The 20035-nt window shown below is 59.9% G+C and carries 19 protein-coding genes and 1 pseudogene; 16 read left to right on the plus strand and 4 right to left on the minus strand.

The genetic code is table 11. From position 1 onward, the window contains the following. The first annotated feature begins 207 nt into the window (after positions 1-207). The gene (locus AC1DKH_RS12915; protein WP_046037576.1) at positions 208-993 is read left to right on the plus strand and encodes an outer membrane protein OmpK; all 786 of its coding nucleotides are present in this window, start codon (positions 208-210) and stop codon (positions 991-993) included. A gap of 124 nt (positions 994-1117) precedes the next feature. On the opposite strand, the gene AC1DKH_RS12920 is transcribed toward AC1DKH_RS12915, so the two are convergent. Beyond that, complete coding sequence (locus AC1DKH_RS12920; RefSeq protein ID WP_477798349.1) at positions 1118-2290, minus strand: patatin-like phospholipase family protein; 1173 nt, start codon at positions 2288-2290, stop codon at positions 1118-1120. A gap of 34 nt (positions 2291-2324) precedes the next feature. Further along, the gene (locus tag AC1DKH_RS12925) at positions 2325-3257 is read right to left on the minus strand and encodes a lipid A biosynthesis lauroyl acyltransferase (protein ID WP_477798350.1); all 933 of its coding nucleotides are present in this window, start codon (positions 3255-3257) and stop codon (positions 2325-2327) included. 118 nt (positions 3258-3375) lie between these two features. Here AC1DKH_RS12925 and minC point away from each other — a divergent pair, with 118 nt between their 5' ends. From minC to AC1DKH_RS12965, 8 genes and pseudogenes are all read left to right on the plus strand, one after another. Then, a complete protein-coding gene (minC, locus tag AC1DKH_RS12930) occupies positions 3376-4113 on the plus strand; it encodes a septum site-determining protein MinC (protein ID WP_046037759.1) in 738 nt (245 codons plus the stop codon). A gap of 202 nt (positions 4114-4315) precedes the next feature. Beyond that, positions 4316-5128 carry a septum site-determining protein MinD gene (gene minD, locus AC1DKH_RS12935; RefSeq protein WP_414876892.1) on the plus strand — a complete coding sequence of 271 codons (813 nt, stop codon included), beginning with the start codon at positions 4316-4318 and terminating at the stop codon, positions 5126-5128. After that, the gene (minE, locus tag AC1DKH_RS12940) at positions 5128-5382 is read left to right on the plus strand and encodes a cell division topological specificity factor MinE (protein WP_007974947.1); all 255 of its coding nucleotides are present in this window, start codon (positions 5128-5130) and stop codon (positions 5380-5382) included. The genes minD and minE overlap by 1 nt, the downstream gene beginning before the upstream one ends. A 180-nt stretch (positions 5383-5562) precedes the next feature. After that, positions 5563-6198, plus strand: coding sequence for an RluA family pseudouridine synthase (locus AC1DKH_RS12945; RefSeq protein ID WP_090324073.1), 636 nt, complete (start codon positions 5563-5565; stop codon positions 6196-6198). A gap of 200 nt (positions 6199-6398) precedes the next feature. After that, positions 6399-7688, plus strand: coding sequence for a M18 family aminopeptidase (locus AC1DKH_RS12950; RefSeq protein WP_477798351.1), 1290 nt, complete (start codon positions 6399-6401; stop codon positions 7686-7688). Positions 7689-7718: 30 nt separating this feature from the next. After that, positions 7719-7796 (plus strand): annotated as a pseudogene (locus tag AC1DKH_RS12955) (outer membrane lipoprotein carrier protein LolA); the annotation flags it as partial. Between the two features lie 65 nt (positions 7797-7861). Continuing rightward, entirely contained in the window at positions 7862-8038 is a 177-nt protein-coding gene (locus tag AC1DKH_RS12960) for a hypothetical protein (RefSeq protein WP_223462172.1), read from the plus strand. A gap of 126 nt (positions 8039-8164) precedes the next feature. Further along, a complete protein-coding gene (locus AC1DKH_RS12965) occupies positions 8165-10276 on the plus strand; it encodes a mechanosensitive ion channel family protein (protein WP_477798352.1) in 2112 nt (703 codons plus the stop codon). A 71-nt stretch (positions 10277-10347) separates the two neighbouring features. On the opposite strand, the gene AC1DKH_RS12970 is transcribed toward AC1DKH_RS12965, so the two are convergent. Continuing rightward, positions 10348-11061 (minus strand): UTRA domain-containing protein, encoded by a 714-nt coding sequence (locus tag AC1DKH_RS12970; protein ID WP_477754104.1) that lies wholly within the window; start codon positions 11059-11061, stop codon positions 10348-10350. Positions 11062-11423: 362 nt separating this feature from the next. Here AC1DKH_RS12970 and AC1DKH_RS12975 point away from each other — a divergent pair, with 362 nt between their 5' ends. The 6 genes from AC1DKH_RS12975 to AC1DKH_RS13000 all read left to right on the plus strand — a co-directional run bounded on the left by AC1DKH_RS12975 (position 11424) and on the right by AC1DKH_RS13000 (position 16723). Then, positions 11424-12491, plus strand: coding sequence for an ABC transporter substrate-binding protein (locus AC1DKH_RS12975; protein WP_477760042.1), 1068 nt, complete (start codon positions 11424-11426; stop codon positions 12489-12491). 122 nt (positions 12492-12613) lie between these two features. After that, entirely contained in the window at positions 12614-13420 is an 807-nt protein-coding gene (locus AC1DKH_RS12980; protein WP_477798353.1) for an alkaline phosphatase family protein, read from the plus strand. A gap of 5 nt (positions 13421-13425) precedes the next feature. Further along, a complete protein-coding gene (locus AC1DKH_RS12985; protein ID WP_477754109.1) occupies positions 13426-14262 on the plus strand; it encodes an ABC transporter permease in 837 nt (278 codons plus the stop codon). After that, entirely contained in the window at positions 14249-15049 is an 801-nt protein-coding gene (locus AC1DKH_RS12990) for an ABC transporter permease (protein ID WP_477754102.1), read from the plus strand. The genes AC1DKH_RS12985 and AC1DKH_RS12990 overlap by 14 nt, the downstream gene beginning before the upstream one ends. Further along, positions 15046-16035 carry an ABC transporter ATP-binding protein gene (locus tag AC1DKH_RS12995; protein WP_477754101.1) on the plus strand — a complete coding sequence of 330 codons (990 nt, stop codon included), beginning with the start codon at positions 15046-15048 and terminating at the stop codon, positions 16033-16035. The genes AC1DKH_RS12990 and AC1DKH_RS12995 overlap by 4 nt, the downstream gene beginning before the upstream one ends. 34 nt (positions 16036-16069) lie before the next feature. Then, a complete protein-coding gene (locus tag AC1DKH_RS13000; RefSeq protein ID WP_477754100.1) occupies positions 16070-16723 on the plus strand; it encodes an HAD family hydrolase in 654 nt (217 codons plus the stop codon). 95 nt (positions 16724-16818) lie between these two features. Here the strand turns inward: AC1DKH_RS13000 and AC1DKH_RS13005 are convergent, their stop codons facing one another. Then, a complete protein-coding gene (locus AC1DKH_RS13005) occupies positions 16819-17781 on the minus strand; it encodes a zinc-binding dehydrogenase (RefSeq protein WP_477798354.1) in 963 nt (320 codons plus the stop codon). 138 nt (positions 17782-17919) lie between these two features. On the opposite strand from AC1DKH_RS13005, the gene AC1DKH_RS13010 reads away from it, so the two are divergent. Beyond that, entirely contained in the window at positions 17920-20001 is a 2082-nt protein-coding gene (locus AC1DKH_RS13010) for a carboxy terminal-processing peptidase (RefSeq protein ID WP_477754098.1), read from the plus strand. The last annotated feature ends 34 nt before the right edge of the window (positions 20002-20035 follow it).

Below are 20035 nucleotides of genomic sequence, written 5' to 3' on the forward strand. Positions count from 1 at the left end.
AGGCACTCCAAAGCCCCTCTCAATCGACCGCTCTTGAGCCGCCGAACGGGAATTTTTTTGCTTTTTGAAAGCCTTGGCTCAGCTCTTGCTAACAGCACGAAAGCTGACCGAATGGATGATTTTTTGCCGCTACGGAAACAGGCACCACACCAGAGCGCCGACTTTAAAAAAATAACGTGGAACCACCTACTTTTTGGGAGCAACCGAATGAAACGTACGTGCACTAGCCTGATGCTGGCGGGATCATTGCTGGCGGGGGGTCAGGCCATGGCCGGCGACTTGCTGCAATGGCAGAACAACAGCCTGTCCTACCTTTACGGCAAGGACTTCCAGGTCAACCCGCGCATTCAGCAGACGGTGACCTTTGAACACGCCGACGGCTGGAAATACGGCGACAACTTCTTCTTCATCGACAAGATCTTCTACAACGGCAAGGAAGACGCCTTCGCGGGCAAGAACAGCCACTACGGCGAGCTCAGCCCGCGCCTGTCGTTCAACAAGATCTTCGACCAGAAGTTCGAGTTCGGCCCGATCAAGGACGTGCTGCTGGCCATGACCTACGAGTTCGGTGAAGACGATACCGAGTCCTACCTGATCGGCCCTGGTTTCGACCTGGCCATCCCGGGCTTCGACTACTTCCAGTTGAACTTCTACAACCGCCACACCGAAGGCGACCGCCCGGGCGACAACATCTGGCAGGTCACGCCGGTCTGGTCCTACACCATCCCGGTGGGTGGCTCGGATGTGCTGATCGACGGTTTCATGGACTGGGTCGTCGACAACGATGTGAACAAAAAAGGCGAGTACCACGCCAACCTGCACTTCAATCCGCAGGTCAAATATGACCTGGGCAAGGCGCTGAACCTGGGTGCCAAGCAGTTGTACGTCGGTGTCGAGTATGACTACTGGAAAAACAAATACGGCATCGAAGACAGCCAGGGCTTCAAGACTGATCAGAGCGTGACCAGCTTCCTGGTCAAGGTTCACTTCTGATTTGTAGGAGCGAGCTTGCTCGCGATGGACTTCAGGGCAACGCGTTGAATCAGGAAACACGCGTTATCGTTAACGTCCATCGCGAGCAAGCTCGCTCCTACTGGCGAAAGCCTCACCACAAATCTCAAACGAGAATGACAGGCTCCTCCACCCCCAGAAACCGGCACAACTCCCCGCGCTTGGCCAACGCATCCCGCCGCCCCAGCTCGATCAACTCGCTGCAATACCCCGCCTCGAACAGCAGATAGCTCAGCACCCCGGCCCCGCTGGTCTTGGTCGCGCCCGGCCCGCGCAGAAACAGGCGCAGTGCCGCCGGCAATTCCTGACGATGTCGCGCGGCAATTTCATCGATCGGCTGGCTCGGTGAAATCACCAATACGTCCACCGGCGCCACGCCCAATGCGCGGGTCGGCGTGCCGTCGGGCATCAGGTGACTGAACTGGTTCAGGCGCTGCAACAGCTCGATGTCACTTTCCAGGCTGTCAATGAACGTACTGTTGAGCATGTGCCCGCCAATCTGCGCCAGGGTCGGCTGCTGACCGGTGTAGCTGCGCACCAAGGGTTGTTGCGGGTCGACGCCGCGGGGGTTGCCGCTGACGCCCACCACCAGCACCCGACTGGCGCCCAGATGCAGCGCCGGACTGATCGGCGCCGACTGCCGCACCGCGCCATCACCGAAATATTCTTCGCCGATTTTCACCGGGGCGAACAGCAGTGGAATGGCCGAACTCGCGAGCAGATGTTCAACCGACAGTTGGGTGGGAACGCCGACGCGTCGATGGCGCAACCAGGCATCGATCTTGCCACCGCCCTGATAGAAGGTGACGGCCTGGCCGGACTCATAGCCGAAAGCCGTGACTGCCACTGCATGCAATTGTTGCTGTGCGATCGCTTCGGCGATGCCGCCCATATGCAGCTTGTCGCTGAGCAAGTCCCGCAGCGGAGAACTATTGAGCAGCGCCACCGGCATGTGCCTGCCGATGCCGAGCAAACTGTGGCTGACAAAGCGGCTGGCCTGGCGGATCACCCCGGGCCAGTCGCTACGCAACACCAGGTGACTGCGAAAGCCCTGCCAGAAAGCTGTCAGGCGTTCGATGGCGTTACGAAAATCCATCGCCCCGCTGGCGAGGCTGACGGCGTTGATCGCGCCCGCCGATGTGCCGACGATCACCGGAAACGGATTGCGTGCCCCCGGCGGCAGCAATTCGGCAATCGCCGCCAGCACCCCGACCTGATAGGCCGCCCGAGCCCCGCCACCGGAAAGAATCAACCCTGTAACCGGCTCAACTGGACTCATCGCAACACTCCATGGTGCTTGGGAAAACGGTTACTCAACCGCGCTTGGCGTACAACTTCGGCTCGCCCGGTGGACGACTCTTGAAGCGGCGATGAGCCCACAGGTATTGCTCGGGATGCTCGCGCAAAACGCTTTCGATCCATTGATTGATGCGAATGCAGTCCTCTTCTTCGGTTTCGCCGGGGAAGCCTTCGAGCGGCGCATGAATCACCAGCCGATATCCGCTGCCGTCCGCCAGACGCTCCTGGGTGAACGGCACCACCAGCGCCTTGCCCAGCCGCGCAAACTTGCTCGTGGCGGTGACGGTCGCGGCCTGAATGCCGAACAACGGCACGAAGAGGCTTTGCTTGGCGCCATAGTCCTGATCCGGTGCGTACCAGATCGCGCGGCCCGAGCGCAGCAATTTGAGCATGCCGCGCACGTCTTCGCGCTCCACCGCCAGCGAGTCGAGATTGTGCCGCTCGCGGCCCTGGCGCTGGATGTAGTCGAACAGCGGATTCTTGTGCTCGCGGTACATGCCGTCGATGGTGTGCTGTTGGCCGAGCAGCGCGGCACCGATTTCCAGCGTCGTGAAGTGCAGCGCCATCAGGATCACGCCCTTGCCTTCGCGCTGAGCCTTTTGCAAATGCTCCAGCCCTTCGACATGAGCCAGGTTCGCCAGGCGCTTGCGCGACCACCACCAGCTCATCGCCATCTCAAAAAAAGCGATGCCGGTGGAGGCGAAGTTCTCCTTGAGCAGGCGTTTGCGTTCGGCGGCGGTCTTTTCAGGAAAACACAGCTCCAGATTGCGCTTGGCAATGCGCCGTCTGTCGCCGGCCACGCGATACATCAAAGATCCCAGTACACGACCGATCCACAACAGTGCCGGATACGGCAACTGGACGATCAGCCACAACAGCCCCAAGCCACACCACAGCGGCCAGAAACGTGGAGATAGAAATGCTTTTCGAAAACGCGGGCGGTCCATTAATGCTTCCGGAATGACAATGGCCGCGCATTCTACATCGTTCGACCCGGCTTGCGGCCTGCGGGCGTTCTCGTTATAAGTCTCGGCACTTTTAGTGACAAGTCGTTGTATGCCGACCATGAGCCAAACCGAACCGCTAGACCAAGATCCCGTGTTCCAGTTGAAGGGCAGCATGCTGGCCATTACGGTGCTGGAACTGGCCCGTAACGACCTCGAAAGCCTTGATCGGCAACTGGCCGCCAAGGTCGCCCAGGCGCCCAACTTCTTCAGCAACGCGCCGCTGGTACTGGCCCTGGACAAACTCCCGGCCAACGAAGGCGCGGTCGATCTGCCCGGCCTGATGCGCGTGTGCCGCCAGCACGGCCTGCGCACCCTGGCGATCCGTGCCAGCCGCATCGAAGACATCGCCGCCGCCATCGCGGTCGACCTGCCAGTGCTGCCACCGTCCGGTGCCCGCGAGCGTCCATTGGACCTGACCGAAGGCGAACCGAAGAAAAAACCGGAAAAACCGCCCGAGCCGACCATCAAACCGACGAAAATCATCACTTCGCCAGTACGCGGCGGCCAGCAGATTTATGCCCAGGGCTGCGATCTGGTGGTGATCTCCTCGGTCAGCCCGGGGGCGGAACTTCTCGCCGATGGCAACATCCATGTATACGGCCCGATGCGGGGTCGCGTGTTGGCCGGCGTCAAGGGCGACACCAAGGCGCGGATTTTCTGTCAGCAAATGAGTGCTGAACTGATTTCCATCGCCGGGCATTACAAGGTTTCCGAAGACCTGCGCCGCGACCCGCTATGGGGTTCGGGTGTGCAGGTCAGCCTGTCCGGCGACGTGTTGAACATCATTCGGCTTTAACGGATACTGCCGCATTTTCCAAGCATCTCTAAAACGTAGCGAAAACGGCTCAAACGAAGTAGGAAAAAGGCCGAAAGCAGTGTTTACCGGGGGTAAACGCCGCTCAAAACCGGATTCCAGCCAAGGCTGTCCGACTGCAGTAGTTTTTCAGGAGATGTTTTTCAAGGGCTGAAAAGTCCTCTTTCCTTAGGGGTGAAACACCTTGGCCAAGATTCTCGTGGTTACATCCGGCAAGGGTGGTGTGGGTAAGACCACCACCAGCGCCGCTATCGGTACCGGCCTCGCTCTGCGCGGTCACAAAACAGTTATCGTCGACTTCGACGTGGGCTTGCGTAACCTCGACCTGATCATGGGTTGCGAGCGCCGCGTGGTGTATGACTTCGTCAACGTGGTCAACGGCGAAGCCAACCTGCAACAGGCCCTGATCAAAGATAAGCGCCTGGAAAACCTCTACGTGCTGGCCGCCAGCCAGACCCGCGACAAAGACGCACTGACCGTCGAAGGCGTGGAAAAAGTCCTGATGGCCCTGAAGGAAGACTTCGAATTCGTGGTCTGCGACTCTCCGGCAGGTATCGAGAAAGGCGCCCACCTGGCTATGTACTTCGCGGATGAAGCGATTGTCGTGACCAACCCGGAAGTGTCCTCGGTACGTGACTCGGACCGCATGCTGGGCTTGCTGGCCAGCAAGTCCCGTCGTGCCGAACGTGGCGAAGAGCAGATCAAGGAACACCTGCTGATTACCCGCTACCACCCGGAGCGAGTCGAAAAAGGCGAAATGCTCAGCGTCGAAGACGTCAAGGAAATCCTCTCGATCAAACTGCTCGGTGTGATCCCGGAATCCCAAGCGGTGCTCAAGGCTTCCAACCAGGGTGTGCCAGTGATTCTTGATGATCAGAGCGACGCAGGTCAGGCCTATAGCGACACGGTTGATCGCCTCTTGGGCAAAGAAAAGGAACATCGTTTTCTCGATGTAACGAAGAAGGGATTCTTCGAGCGCCTGTTTGGAGGTAGGTAATGAACCTTTTTGACTTCTTTCGTGCCAACAAAAAGCAAAGCACCGCGTCGGTAGCGAAAGAGCGTCTACAGATCATCGTGGCGCACGAACGCGGCCAACGCAGTACCCCGGACTACCTGCCGGCCTTGCAGAAGGAACTGGTCGAGGTGATCCGCAAGTACGTCAATATCGGGTCCGATGACGTGCATGTCGCACTGGAAAGCCAGGGCAGCTGCTCGATTCTGGAACTCAATATCACCCTGCCAGATCGCTGAGTCGATTCGCCAGGAGCCACGGCGGCTCGGGTTTCCAACCTTGGCGTAGGAGCTGCCGCAGGCTGCGATCTTTTGATCTTGTTCTTAAAACAAAGTCAAAAGATCGCAGCCTGCGGCAGCTCCTACACGGGGATCAGGGAAGCCCGAGCCGCCGTTGGCGTTTGTTACGAGGCTGTTTTAATGCCGTTGTCCAACATCCACATCATCCATCAGGATGCCGCCGTACTGGTGGTGAACAAACCGACCCTGTTGCTCTCCGTCCCCGGCCGGGCCGATGACAACAAGGACTGCCTGATTACCCGCCTGCAGGAAAATGGCTACCCGGAAGCGCGAATCGTCCACCGGCTGGACTGGGAGACTTCCGGTATCATCCTGCTGGCCCGTGACCCGGACACCCATCGCGAGCTGTCCCGGCAATTTCACGACCGCGAAACCGAAAAGGCCTACACAGCCCTGTGCTGGGGCCAGCCGGAACTGGACAGCGGCAGCATCGACCTGCCCTTGCGCTACGACCCGCCGACCAAGCCACGGCATGTGGTCGATCACGAATTCGGCAAACATGCGCTGACCTTCTGGCGCGTGCTCGAACGTTGCGGCGACTGGTGCCGCGTTGAGCTGACACCGATCACCGGCCGTTCCCACCAGTTGCGCGTGCATATGCTCTCGATTGGTCATCCGCTGCTGGGTGACGGCCTCTACGCCCATGAACAGGCATTGGCGGCCTGGCCGCGCCTGTGCCTGCACGCGAGCATGCTCAGCTTCACCCACCCGCAGACCGGTGAGCGCCTGCGCTTCGAGTGCCCGGCGCCGTTCTAAGCGAAAGCAAACCCTGTAGGAGCGAGCTAGCTCGCGATGATCCCGAGAGCGCCACGGGGCGCCAGGCTTCCCGCGTTATCGTTGACGACCATCGCGAGCAAGCTCGCTCCTACAGGGGATTGCGCCACTCCACCCGCACTCCACCGCCAATTCAATGGCCAATACGTTAAACTGGCGCCACTGCTGTCTGGAGCTACTTTATGCGCGAAGAGTTGAACCAAGGCCTGATCGATTTCCTCAAGGCCTCCCCTACCCCGTTCCATGCCACCGCCAGCCTTGTTCAGCGCCTGGAAGCGGCGGGCTATCAACGCCTCGACGAGCGCGAGCCGTGGAATACCGAAGCCAACGGTCGCTACTACGTCACCCGCAACGACTCTTCGATTGTCGCGATCAAGATGGGCCGTCACTCACCGCTGCACGGTGGCATTCGACTGGTCGGCGCCCACACCGACAGCCCGTGCCTGCGGGTCAAGCCGCAACCGGAACTGCAACGCCAGGGCTTCTGGCAACTGGGCGTCGAAGTGTATGGCGGCGCGCTGCTGGCGCCGTGGTTCGACCGTGACCTGTCTCTGGCGGGCCGCGTAACCTTCCGTCGTGATGGCAAGGTCGAGAGCCAGTTGATCGACTTCAAGACTCCGGTCGCGATCATTCCGAACCTGGCGATTCACCTCAACCGTGAGGCCAACATGGGCTGGGCCATCAACGCCCAGACCGAATTGCCGCCGATCCTCGCACAATTTGCCGGTGACGAGCGCGTGGACTTCCGCGCGGTGCTCACCGATCAACTCGCCCGCGAACACGGTCTGAACGCTGATGTGGTGCTCGATTACGAGCTGAGTTTCTACGACACCCAAAGCGCTGCGGTCATTGGTTTGCATGGCGACTTCATCGCCGGCGCACGCCTGGACAACCTGCTGTCATGCTACGCCGGCCTGCAAGCGCTGCTGACAGCCGAAACCGACGAAACCTGCGTGATGGTGTGCAACGACCACGAAGAAGTCGGCTCCTGCTCGGCGTGCGGTGCCGACGGCCCGATGCTCGAGCAAACCTTGCGTCGCCTGCTGCCTGAAGGTGATGAATTCGTACGCACTATTCAGAAATCCCTGCTGGTTTCGGCTGACAACGCCCACGGCGTGCACCCGAACTACGCCGACAAACACGATGCCAACCACGGCCCGAAACTCAACGCCGGCCCGGTGATCAAGGTCAACAGCAACCAGCGCTACGCCACCAACAGCGAAACCGCCGGGTTCTTCCGTCACCTGTGCATGGCTGAAGAAGTGCCGGTGCAGAGTTTCGTGGTGCGCAGCGACATGGGCTGTGGCTCGACCATCGGCCCGATCACCGCCAGCCACCTGGGCGTGCGCACCGTGGACATCGGCCTGCCGACGTTCGCCATGCACTCGATCCGCGAATTGTGCGGCAGCCATGACCTGGCGCATCTGGTCAAGGTGCTGAGCGCGTTCTACGCCTGCCGCGAACTGCCGTAACAATACCCTGTAGGAGCGAGCTTGCTCGCGATGGTAGCCAACGATAACGCGGGGCACCTGACACCCCGCGGTGCTTTCACGACCATCGCGAGCGAGCTCGCTCCTACACACATCACACCGGCCGCATCAAAAGCCGCCTAGACTTCAAGTATCTCTTCGACAAGGCTGTCTCCATGATCTCGATGTCTACCTTCCACGCCATGCTGGTCCCGATCCTTGCCGGGATGATCATGCTGGCCGTCGGCTTCAACTTTCGCGACAAAAATGCCGGTGTATTTGTCATGTGGATCGGCATGCTGAGCATCCTCGCGACTGTGGTAATCAAGATCCTCGCCAAACTCAACGAATAATTCATCGCCCTTGGCTCGCATTGATTTTGACGGGCTCGTACACTCGGCCGATCCGCTCCCTGCGAGGTTGACCGCCTAGTGTTCGCTCGTCTTTTTGCCCTGCCGTGTATTTTCCTTGTCTGCCTGATGACGCTGCTGTCAGCGGCGCCTGCCCAGGCGGCCGGCCTGCCAGGCCTGCTCAGCAGCCAGGCCAAGACCCAGCCCGAAGCACAGGAACCGCTGGGGCAATCCCTGGACGAAGTGATCAAGTCTCTGGAGAACGATCAGCAACGCACCAAGCTGCTGACCGATCTGAAAAAGCTCCGTGACACCACCAAAAAGGCTCAACCAACGACCGAGGAAGGCGTGCTGGGCCTGATTGGCGGAACCCTGTCCAACATCGAGAAGAAATTTTCCGGCGACGACAGTCCGCTCACGCGCTGGTCCAGTGAGTTCGATCAGGCCCGGGAAGAACTGGTGGCACTGGCGTTGCCGGCCAATGAATGGCTGCCCATGCTGTTCGCCTTTGCCATGATCCTGATGGTCTGGAGCCTGCTGGCCGCCGCCCTGATCTGGATCAGCCACCGCGTGCGGATGCGTTTCGGCCTGACCGAAGAACTGCCGCAGCACCCCCGGGCCCTCGACATGTTGCGCTTCGCCTTGCGCAAACTCGGGCCATGGCTGATCGCCCTGGTGATCACGGTCTACATGAGCTACGCCTTGCCCTCGTCCCTGGGCAAAAGCCTGGCGATGGTGCTGGCCTATGCACTGGTGGTCGGCACCTGCTTCTCGGCCATCTGCGTGATTGCCTTTTCCCTGCTCGACGGCCCGCACCGCCACCGCGCCTTGTACATCTTGCGGCACCAGGCGTTTCGGCCGCTGTGGCTGATCGGCAGCTTCGCCGCGTTTGGCGAAGCGCTGAGCGACCCGCAACTGGTCGACAGCCTCGGCAGCCATCTGGCCCATACCGCTGCGACTGTCGCCAATGTCCTGGCAGCGCTGTCCACAGGGCGATTCATCCTGCGCTTCCGCCGACCGATCGCTCACTTGATCCGCAACCAGCCGCTGTCCCGGCGCCTGACTCGCCGCGCCCTCAACGACACCCTGTCGATCCTCGGCACCTTCTGGTACGTGCCGGCGTTGGTGCTGGTGGCCATCTCCCTGTTCGCCACCTTTATTTCCGCTGGCGACACCAGCACCGCCCTGCGCCAGTCGCTGATCTGCACCGTTCTGCTGGTGTTGTGCATGGTCATCAACGGCCTGGTACGCCGCTACGCCCTCAAACCCAAGCATGGCATCCGGCGTTACGCCGTGTATTCGGAACGGCTGAAAAACTTTTTCTACACCATCGTTCATCTGCTGGTGTGGCTGGCCTTCATCGAGCTGGGCCTGCGGGTCTGGGGCATGTCGTTGATCCGCTTCACCGAAGGCGACGGCCACGAAGTCAGCGTCAAACTGTTCAGCCTCGCCGGCACGCTGCTGTTCGCCTGGCTGATCTGGATTCTCAGCGACACCGCCGTGCATCACGCGCTGACCCGCTCGCGCAAAGGCCTGGCCAATGCCCGCGCACAGACGATGATGCCGCTGATCCGCAACGTGCTGTTCGTGGCGATTTTCATCATCGCGCTGATCGTTGCCCTGGCGAACATGGGCATGAACGTCACGCCACTGCTGGCCGGTGCCGGTGTGATCGGTCTGGCCATCGGTTTTGGTGCACAGTCGCTGGTAGCCGACCTGATTACCGGGTTGTTCATCATCATCGAAGACTCCCTGGCCATCGACGACTACGTGGATGTCGGCGGCCACCTTGGCACGGTCGAAGGCCTGACCATCCGCACCGTGCGCCTGCGGGACATCGACGGCATCGTCCACACCATTCCGTTCAGCGAAATCAAAAGCATCAAGAACTACTCCCGGGAGTTCGGCTACGCGATCTTCCGGGTCGCGGTGCCGGCCAGCATGGACATCGACAACGCAATCAAACTGATGCGCGAAGTTGGTCAGAAAATGCGCACCGATCCGTTGCAGCGGCGCAATATCTGGTCGCCACTGGAGTTTCAGGGGGTGGAAAGTTTTGAATCGGGCAATGCGATCCTCCGCGCCCGCTTCAAGACCGCGCCAATCAAGCAGTGGGAAGTGTCGCGAGCGTTCAATCTGTCACTCAAGCGGCACATGGATGAAGCCGGACTGGATCTGGCGACACCGCGGATGAGTATTCAGGTGATGACCGCTGGTGGCTCCCCGGAACAACCCCTGTAGGAGCTGCCGCAGGCTGCGATCTTTTAAGAATCAAGATCAAAAGATCGCAGCCTGCGGCAGCTCCTACAAGGTCAAACCACGTCCACCCCGACATGAATCGCATCATGCCGCCAGAACTCCAGGTCGCAGTCGATCAACCGTTCATGCTGGTCATAGTTGACCCGGGCAATCCGCAAGCCCGGGCTGCCTGTTGACACCTTCAACGCCGCCGCCGCATCCACCGACAACGCCGTGGGCACAATCTCGAAGCGCACCCGCCCGTAGTGCAAATCGTAATGCCGCGCATATAACTCGGTGATCGACTGATTCAAATCGAAATCGAGGATCCCGGGAAAGTACTGCGGGTTCAGATAGTGCTCCACATACAGCACCAGTCGCCCGTCGATCCGTCGCGAGCGGCAGATCTGGATAACGCTCGACAGCGCTGGCAATTGCAGCCAGGCACACACCGCTGCCGATGCCGGTTGCAATCGCGCTGAAATCACCTCGGTGGACGGGATCCGCCCCTGGGCGCTGACCATTGCGTGAAAGTGGCTGCGCTGCATGAGGTTGTACGCCAGGCGTGGTGGCGAGACGAACCAGCCGCGACGCTCCTCGCGGTAGATCTGCCCTTGTGACTCCAACTGCAACAACGCTTCACGCAAAGTGATCCGCGTGGTGCCGAACAATTCACTGAGTTTGCGCTCGGCCGGCAATTTGCTGCCGGGGGTCAACAGTCCATGGTCGATCTGCTCCTGAAGCACCTGGCCGATGGCTGTTACCGCTTTTGTTGCCTCTTCACGCATCAACGTTTCCTTTCTGGACTAGACCAGCACCAAATCAGGGCAGAACCGCAGCGCAAACCGGCTCATTCAATAGTCTGCAAGCGTAGGCAGTGCAGATGACCGAGGTGTGACAAAGGCGCCCAACGGTCGCCACTCCCGGTTTTCAATAACTTGCAATTCATCGGCCATGTCCCTTGCCTGCCTGGGCTTTGACCATGGTCTACGCTTAGCAGGCCACCCGCGATACCGCCGAACAAAAAGTCATCCCGGGCGACGAACGACATCAAAGTGTCATCCAGCCCCCTTAAATTGGCTCAGGTATTGCTGACCTAGACCAACACAACCGCAATCGCAGCGTTGAACACGCCCCAAGGAGCTTTGGAATGAAACAGTTTTTCCTGGCATCACTGTTAGGCTCGACCATTGCAATGTGCACCGCCGCCATGGCGGCCGACACCGATCTGAAAACCCTGGAAGCCGCTGCGAAAGCGGAAGGCGCCGTCAACAGCGTCGGCATGCCCAATGACTGGGCCAACTGGGCCGGCACCTGGAAAGACCTGAGCGACAAATACGGCCTCAAGCACATCGACACCGACATGAGCTCGGCCCAGGAGATCGCCAAGTTCGCCGCGGAAAAAGACAACGCCAGCGCCGACATCGGCGACGTCGGTGCAGCGTTCGGCCCGATCGCGGTCAAGCAAGGCGTGGTCCAGCCTTACAAGCCTTCCACCTGGGATCAGGTGCCAGCCTGGGCCAAGGACAAGGACGGCAATTGGGCACTGGCCTACACCGGCACCATAGCGTTCATCGTCAACAAGAAGTTGCTGCACGGCTCCGAAGCCCCAACCAAGTGGGCTGACCTCAAGGGCGGTAAATACAAGGTCTCCATCGGCGACGTGAGCACCGCAGCCCAGGCCGCCAACGGCGTACTGGCAGCGGCACTGGCCAATGGTGGCGACGAGAAAAACCTCAAGCCTGCCCTGGACCTGTTCGCCGACATTGCCAAGCAAGGTCGCCTGTCGATGTCCAACCCGACCATCGCCACCATGGAAAAGGGCGAGATCGAAGTCGGCGTGGTCTGGGATTTCAACGGCCTGAGCTACAAGGCCAAGATGGCCAACCCGGATGATTACGTGGTGCTGATCCCGTCCGACGGTTCGGTGATTTCCGGCTACACCACCATCATCAACAAGTACGCGAAAAACCCGAACGCCGCCAAGCTGACCCGCGAATACATCTTCAGCGACGCCGGCCAGATCAACCTGGCCAAGGGCAACGCCCGTCCGATCCGTGCCGAGCACCTGACCCTGCCAGCCGAGGTGCAGTCCAAGCTGCTGCCTAACGAGCAGTACAAAAAGGTCACGCCGATCAAGGACGCGGACGCCTGGGAAAAGACCTCCAAGGCCCTTCCTCAGAAGTGGCAGGAAGAAGTCATTATCAATATGCAGTAATGCTGCATCCGTAGGATGCTGCCGCAGGCTGCGATCTTTTGATTTGGTTTTACAAGATCAAAAGATCGCAGCCTGCGGCAGCTCCTACGCCATCCGGTTTTGATTGCGGAGTCCCATCCCCTATGAAGCACAACGTCATCCTTGTCGTGCTCGACGGCCTCAACCATGAGGTCGCCCGCCACGCCATGGGGCACCTGCAGGCTTACGTCGGCGCCGGACGCGCCGCACTCTACAAACTGGAGTGCGAGTTGCCGGCCCTGTCCCGCCCGCTGTACGAATGCATCCTGACCGGCGTTGCGCCCATCGACAGCGGGATTGTCCACAACAACGTCTCGCGCCTGTCCAACCAGCGCAGCATCTATCACTACGCCACTGACGCAGGTCTTGTAACCGCGGCGGCGGCCTACCACTGGGTCAGCGAGCTGTACAACCGTTCGCCCTTCGTGGCGGCCCGGGATCGCCACACCGATGATCCGCAACTGCCGATCCAGCATGGGCATTTCTACTGGAACGATCACTACCCGGACTCGCACCTGTTCGCCGACGCTGAAAGCCTGCGCCTGCGCCATGCGCCGAATTTCCTGTTGATCCACCCGATGAACATCGACGACGCCGGGCACAAGCATGGCCTCGACACCCCGCAGTACCGCAACAGCGCCCGCTCGGCGGACATCATCCTGGCCGACTACCTGCAAGGCTGGCTCGATGCCGGCTATCAGGTGCTGGTCACCGCCGACCATGGCATGAACAACGACCGCTCCCACAACGGCCTGCTGCCGGAAGAACGTGAAGTGCCGCTGTTCGTTCTCGGTGACGCGTTCAGCTTCGACGCCGACGCCGCGCCGAAACAGACCGAGATCTGCGGCACCGTCTGCGAATTGCTGGGCGTGCCCCACGACAAACCGGTTTGCCGGGAGCTGTTGAAGTGAATGCCATGACCCGCAGTAAATGGCTCGCTGCCCTGTGCCTGCTCCCGTTCACGCTGTTCTTCATCGTATTCGAGATCGCACCGCTGACCTGGGTGATGATCAACAGCCTGCAATCGGAAGAATTCGGCTGGGGCCTGGCCAACTTCAGCAAGATCTTCAGCTCGAAGTTTTACCTGCAGGCCATCCAGTACAGCCTCGAGATCAGCTTCTGGTCCAGCGTGTTCGGGATCATCATTGCGATACTGGGCGCCTACTCCCTGCGCCGGGTCGATTCGAAACTGCGCAACTTCGTCAACGCCTTCGCCAACATGACCAGCAATTTCGCCGGTGTGCCCCTGGCCTTCGCGTTCATCATTTTGCTCGGTTTCAACGGCAGCTTCACCATCATGCTCAAGCAGGCCGGCATCATTCAGGATTTCAACCTGTACTCGAAAACCGGGCTGATCATTCTCTACACCTACTTCCAGATTCCCCTCGGCGTACTGTTGCTGTACCCGGCCTTCGATGCACTGCGCGAAGACTGGCGTGAGTCCGCCGAACTGCTCGGCGCCAGCGGCTGGCAATTCTGGCGACACATCGGTTTACCGGTGTTGACGCCTGCGCTGCTCGGCACTTTCGTGATCCTGCTGGCCAACGCCCTCGGCGCCTACGCCACGGTGTACGCCCTGACCACCGGCAACTTCAACGTGCTGACGATCCGTATTGCGGCGATGGTCTCCGGCGACATTTCCCTGGACCCGAACCTGGCCAGCGCCCTGGCCGTGGTGCTGGTGGCCTTGATGACCCTGGTGACCATCGTGCATCAGCTGCTGTTGAAGAGGAGCTACCATGTCTCGCGCTGAATTGGGGCCCGCCGGTGTCTACCACCGCGTCGTGGTGTACTTGCTGTTTGCCATCCTGCTGTTGCCGCTGGCCGGCACGCTGATCTACTCGATCGCCAGCAGTTGGTCGGCGACCATTCTGCCCAGCGGTTTCACCCTCAAGTGGTACATCCAGCTGTGGAGCGATCCGCGCTTCCTGCAAGCGTTCGGGCAATCATTGCTGGTCTGCGTCGGTTCGTTGATTCTTTCAGTAGTACTGATTCTGCCGCTGCTGTTCGTGGTGCATTACCACTTCCCGAAACTCGACGCGCTGATGAACATCCTGATCCTGCTGCCCTTCGCCGTACCGCCGGTGGTGTCGTCGGTGGGGCTGTTGCAGCTCTATGGTTCCGGACCGTTCGCCATGGTCGGGACGCCGTGGATCCTGATCGGTTGCTACTTCACCGTGGCGCTGCCGTTCATGTACCGGGCGATCACCAACAACCTGCAAGCGATCAACCTGCGCGACCTGATGGACGCCGCCCAGTTGCTCGGCGCCAGCACCTTTCAAGCCGCATTCCTGGTGGTGCTGCCGAACCTGCGCAAGGGCCTGATGGTGGCGTTGCTGCTGTCGTTCTCGTTCCTGTTCGGTGAGTTCGTGTTCGCCAACATCCTTGTCGGCACTCGCTACGAAACCCTGCAGGTCTACCTCAACAACATGCGCAACAGCAGCGGTCATTTCACCAGTGCGCTGGTGATTTCCTACTTCTTCTTTGTGCTGGTTCTGACCTGGATTGCCAATATCTTGAACAGGGACAAAAGCGAATGAGCTATGTCAGCGTCCAACATCTTCAGAAAAGCTTCGCAGGCACCACGGTGTTCAGCGACATCAACTGCGAAGTCCAGAAAGGTGAGTTCGTCACCCTGCTCGGTCCGTCCGGTTGCGGCAAATCCACCCTGCTGCGCTGCATCGCTGGCCTGACCTCGGTGGATGGCGGCAAAATCCTGCTCGATGGCGTCGATATCGTGCCGGTGAGCCCGCAGAAACGCGGGATCGGCATGGTGTTCCAGAGCTATGCGTTGTTCCCCAACATGACCGTGGAGCAAAACGTCGCCTTTGGCCTGCGCATGCAAAAGGTCAATGCCGATGACAGCCGCAAACGCGTCGCGGAAGTGCTCAGACTGGTGGAGCTCAATGACTTTGCCGCGCGTTACCCGCATCAGCTCTCGGGGGGCCAGTGCCAGCGCGTCGCCCTCGCCCGCTCCCTGGTGACCCGGCCACGCCTGTTGCTGCTCGACGAACCGTTGTCAGCCCTGGACGCGCGGATTCGCAAGCACCTGCGCGAACAGATCCGTCAGATCCAGCGCGAGCTGGGCTTGACCACGATTTTCGTCACACACGATCAGGAAGAAGCCCTGACCATGTCTGACCGGATTTTCCTGATGAATCAGGGAAAAATCGTACAAAGCGGCGACGCCGAAACCCTCTACACCGCGCCCGTAGATGTATTCGCGGCAGGCTTCATCGGCAACTACAACCTGCTGGACGCCGACAGTGCCTCCAAACTGCTGCAGCGACCGATCAGCAAGCGCATCGCCATTCGCCCGGAAGCCATCGAACTGAGCCTCAATGGCGAACTGGACGCGCAGGTGCGTAGCCACAGCCTGCTGGGCAACGTGATTCGCTACCGGGTCGAAGCCCGGGGCGTGGAATTGGTGGTGGACGTTCTGAACCGCTCGGCGGCCGACCTGCATCCCGATGGTCAGCGCCTGGCGCTTTCCATCGATCCGACGGCCCTGTGTGAGGTAGCCTGATGACTTTGCTGACGCTGAAGAGAGAACTGCACTGATGGCCCTGGCAATTTTTGATCTGGACGAAACCCTGATCCACGGCGACTGCGCCTCACTGTGGAGCGAGCAAATGGTCCGCCTCGGTTGGGTCGATGGCGAATCGTTCCTGCGTCGCGACAAGGAACTGATGGATGCCTACGGCCGCGGCCACCTGGCGATGGAGGACTACATGGCCTTCAGCCTGGAACCGTTGATCGGTCGCACGCCCGCAGAGGTCGAGCATCTGGTTGGCCCATGGGTGGAAGACTTCATCGAACCGATCATCTTCAGCGACGCCACCAAAACCATCGCGGCGCATCGCAAGGCCGGTGACCGGATTCTGGTGATCTCCGCTTCGGGCACCCACCTGGTCGGCCCCATCGCCGAACGCCTGGGCATCGACGAGATTCTGGGCATCGAACTGGAAGTCGCCCACGGCGCTTACAGCGGCCATACCGTCGGCACCCTGACCTACCGCGAAGGCAAGATCACCCGCTTGCTGGAATGGCTGGATGCAGAGGAGGAAAACCTCGAAGGCGCGAGTTTCTATTCCGACTCACGCAACGATCTGCCGTTGTTACTGAAGGTGGATTTTCCCCACGTGGTCAACCCCGATCCAGTGCTGCGCGAGCAGGCTGAAAAAGCTGGCTGGCCGATACATCTCTGGAAGTAACCGAAAAGATCGCAGCCTGCGGCAGCTCCTACATGGGAATGCAATCTCCTGTAGGAGCTGCCGCAGGCTGCGATCTTTTCAAAGCCAACCCGATATCAGCTCAAGCTTTCATCAATCACCAACACCACCTTCCCCGCCACGGTATTACTCGCCAGCTCGGTAAACGCTGCCTCGGCATCCTTGATCGGGAATGTCCTGGCCAGTTGCGGGCTCAACCGCCCTTCGGCGAACAACGGCCACACATGCTGACCGAGATCACTGAATAGATCCGCCTTGAACTGATCATCCCGGCTGCGCAGGGTCGAGCCCAGTAACTGCACACGCTTGGCCAGCACCTGGGCCAGATCCAGCTTGGCCTCGCGCCCGCCCATCAGACCGATCAACACCCAACGGCCATCCTGCGCGAGCAACTTGAGGTTCAATGCCGCATAATTGCCGCCCACCGGGTCGAGAATCACGTCGAACGGCCCCAGATCCCGCAGGCTCTCCAGATCACCATCGCGCACCACGCCGCCCTGGGCGCCCAGCGCTTCGCAGTACGCCAGTCGCTCGGCGGAGCCGACGCTGACCCAGCACGGGTTACCGAAGGCCTTGCACAGCTGAATAGCCGCTGAACCAATTCCACTTGCTCCGGCGTGCAGCAGAACTTTCTGACCCGGCTTGAGCGCAGCCAGTTGAAACAAATTCAGCCAGACCGTTGCATAGACTTCGGGCAGTGCTGCCGCCTCGACCAGTGACACTCCGTCGGGAACCGGCAATACATGCCGCCCGTCGACAACCACTTCTTCGGCCATGCCGCCCCCGGCCAGCAAGGCGCAAACCCGATCACCCATCTGCCAGGAGGACCCGGCGCCCACCTCGCTGATCACGCCCGAGCACTCTAGACCAAGCACCTGGCTGGCCCCTGGCGGCGGCGGATAAAGGCCGGCCTTCTGCAACAAGTCGGCGCGATTGAGACCCGCTGCCGACACTCGAATACGAACTTGTCCTACATCGCACGCAGGACTCGGCTCATCAACCCACACCACTCGACCGTCAACGCCTTGCAATGCTTTCACAGTGCCTCCATAGTGAGTCTGGACTGAGCCCGAAGCTATAGCGTCGGGCTTTTTGCATTATGCGACCGGTTCCCAAAGATCCGGCGACTTCAAAGACGGCCTAATATGCGTTATCAATTGTCCCCGCGTCGAATCAGCATGAAGCATCTGTTCCCCAGCACTGCCCTCGCCTTATTCATCGGTATCGGCTTGCTGCCGATGTCGAGCAATACATTCGCAGCCAATAGCTGGGACAATCTTCAACCCGATCGTGACGAAGTGATCGCCAGCCTGAACGTCGTGGAGTTGCTCAAACGCCACCACTACAGCAAGCCGCCACTCGATGACGCGCGCTCGGTGATCATCTACGACAGCTACCTCAAGCTGCTGGATCCGTCGCGCAGCTACTTCATGGCCAGCGACATTGCCGAATTCGACAAGTGGAAGACGCAGTTCGACGATTTCCTCAAGAGCGGCGACCTGAACGCCGGGTTCACCATCTACAAGCGCTACCTGGACCGCGTAAAGGCGCGTCTGGACTTCGCCCTTGCCGAGCTGGGCAAAGGCGTCGACAAGATGGACTTCACCACCAAGGAAACCTTGCTGATTGACCGCAAGGACGCTCCTTGGCTCAAATCCACCGCAGAACTCGACGACCTGTGGCACAAACGCGTCAAGGACGAAGTGCTGCGGATGAAGATCGCCGGCAAAGAGCCCAAGCAGATCCAGGAAACCCTGACCAAGCGCTACAAGAACCAGTTGGCACGCCTGGACCAGACCCGCGCGGAAGACATCTTCCAGGCGTACATCAACACCTTCGCCATGTCCTACGACCCGCACACCAACTATCTGTCGCCGGATAATGCGGAGAACTTCGACATCAACATGAGCCTGTCCCTCGAGGGCATCGGCGCCGTGTTGCAGAGCGATAACGACCAGGTGAAAGTCGTACGCCTGGTGCCGGCAGGTCCGGCGGACAAGACCAAGCAGGTTGCACCGGCCGACAAGATCATCGGCGTTGCCCAGGGCAACAAGGAAATGGTCGATGTGGTGGGCTGGCGCCTGGACGAAGTGGTCAAGCTGATTCGTGGTCCGAAGGGCACCGTAGTGCGTCTGGAAGTCATCCCGGCCAGCAATGCGCCGAACGACCAGACCACCAAGATCGTGCCGATCACCCGTGAAGCGGTGAAGCTCGAAGATCAGGCCGTGAAGAAATCGGTCTTGAACCTGAAGCAGGACGGCAAGGACTACAAGCTCGGCATTATCGAAATCCCGGCGTTCTATCTGGACTTCAAGGCCTTCCGTGCCGGCGACCCGGATTACAAGAGCACCACCCGCGACGTCAAGAAACTGCTGACCGAGTTGCAGAAAGAGAAAGTCGACGGCGTGGTCATCGACCTGCGTAACAACGGCGGCGGTTCCTTGCAAGAGGCCACCGAGCTGACCAGCCTGTTCATCGACAAAGGCCCGACCGTGCTCGTGCGTAACGCCGATGGCCGCGTCGACGTCCTGGAAGATGAAAACCCGGGCGCATTCTACAAAGGCCCGATGGCGTTGCTGGTCAACCGCTTGTCCGCCTCGGCATCGGAGATTTTTGCCGGCGCCATGCAGGACTACCACCGCGCACTGATCATCGGTGGCCAGACCTTCGGCAAAGGCACCGTGCAGACCATTCAGCCGCTCAACCATGGCGAACTGAAACTGACCCTGGCCAAGTTCTACCGGGTTTCCGGGCAGAGCACCCAGCATCAGGGCGTCTTGCCGGACATCGATTACCCGTCGATCATCGACACCAAGGAAATCGGTGAAAGCGCCCTGCCGGAAGCCATGCCATGGGACACCATCAAGGCCGCCATCAAGCCTGCGCTGGATCCGTTCAAGCCGTACATTTCGCAGCTCAAGTCCGAGCATGACGTGCGTACGGCCAAGGATGCAGAGTTCGTATTCATCCGCGACAAGCTGGCCCTGGCGCAGAAACTGATGCTGGAAAAAACCGTCAGCCTCAATGAAGCCGAGCGTCGTGCGCAGCACGCCGACATCGAAGCCAAACAGCTGACCATGGAAAACATCCGTCGCAAAGCCAAGGGCGAAGAACCACTCAAAGAGCTGAAGAAAGAAGACGAGGACGTTATTGCGGCCGAAGATGATAAAACCAAACCGGAAGACGACGCCTACCTGAGCGAAACCGGGCGGATTCTGCTGGACTACCTGAAACTCAACACGGCAGTGGCCAAGCACTGAGTTTCTACACACAACTGATGGCAATTTAATACTG

Source organism: Pseudomonas sp. 05L36, assembly GCF_056398125.1.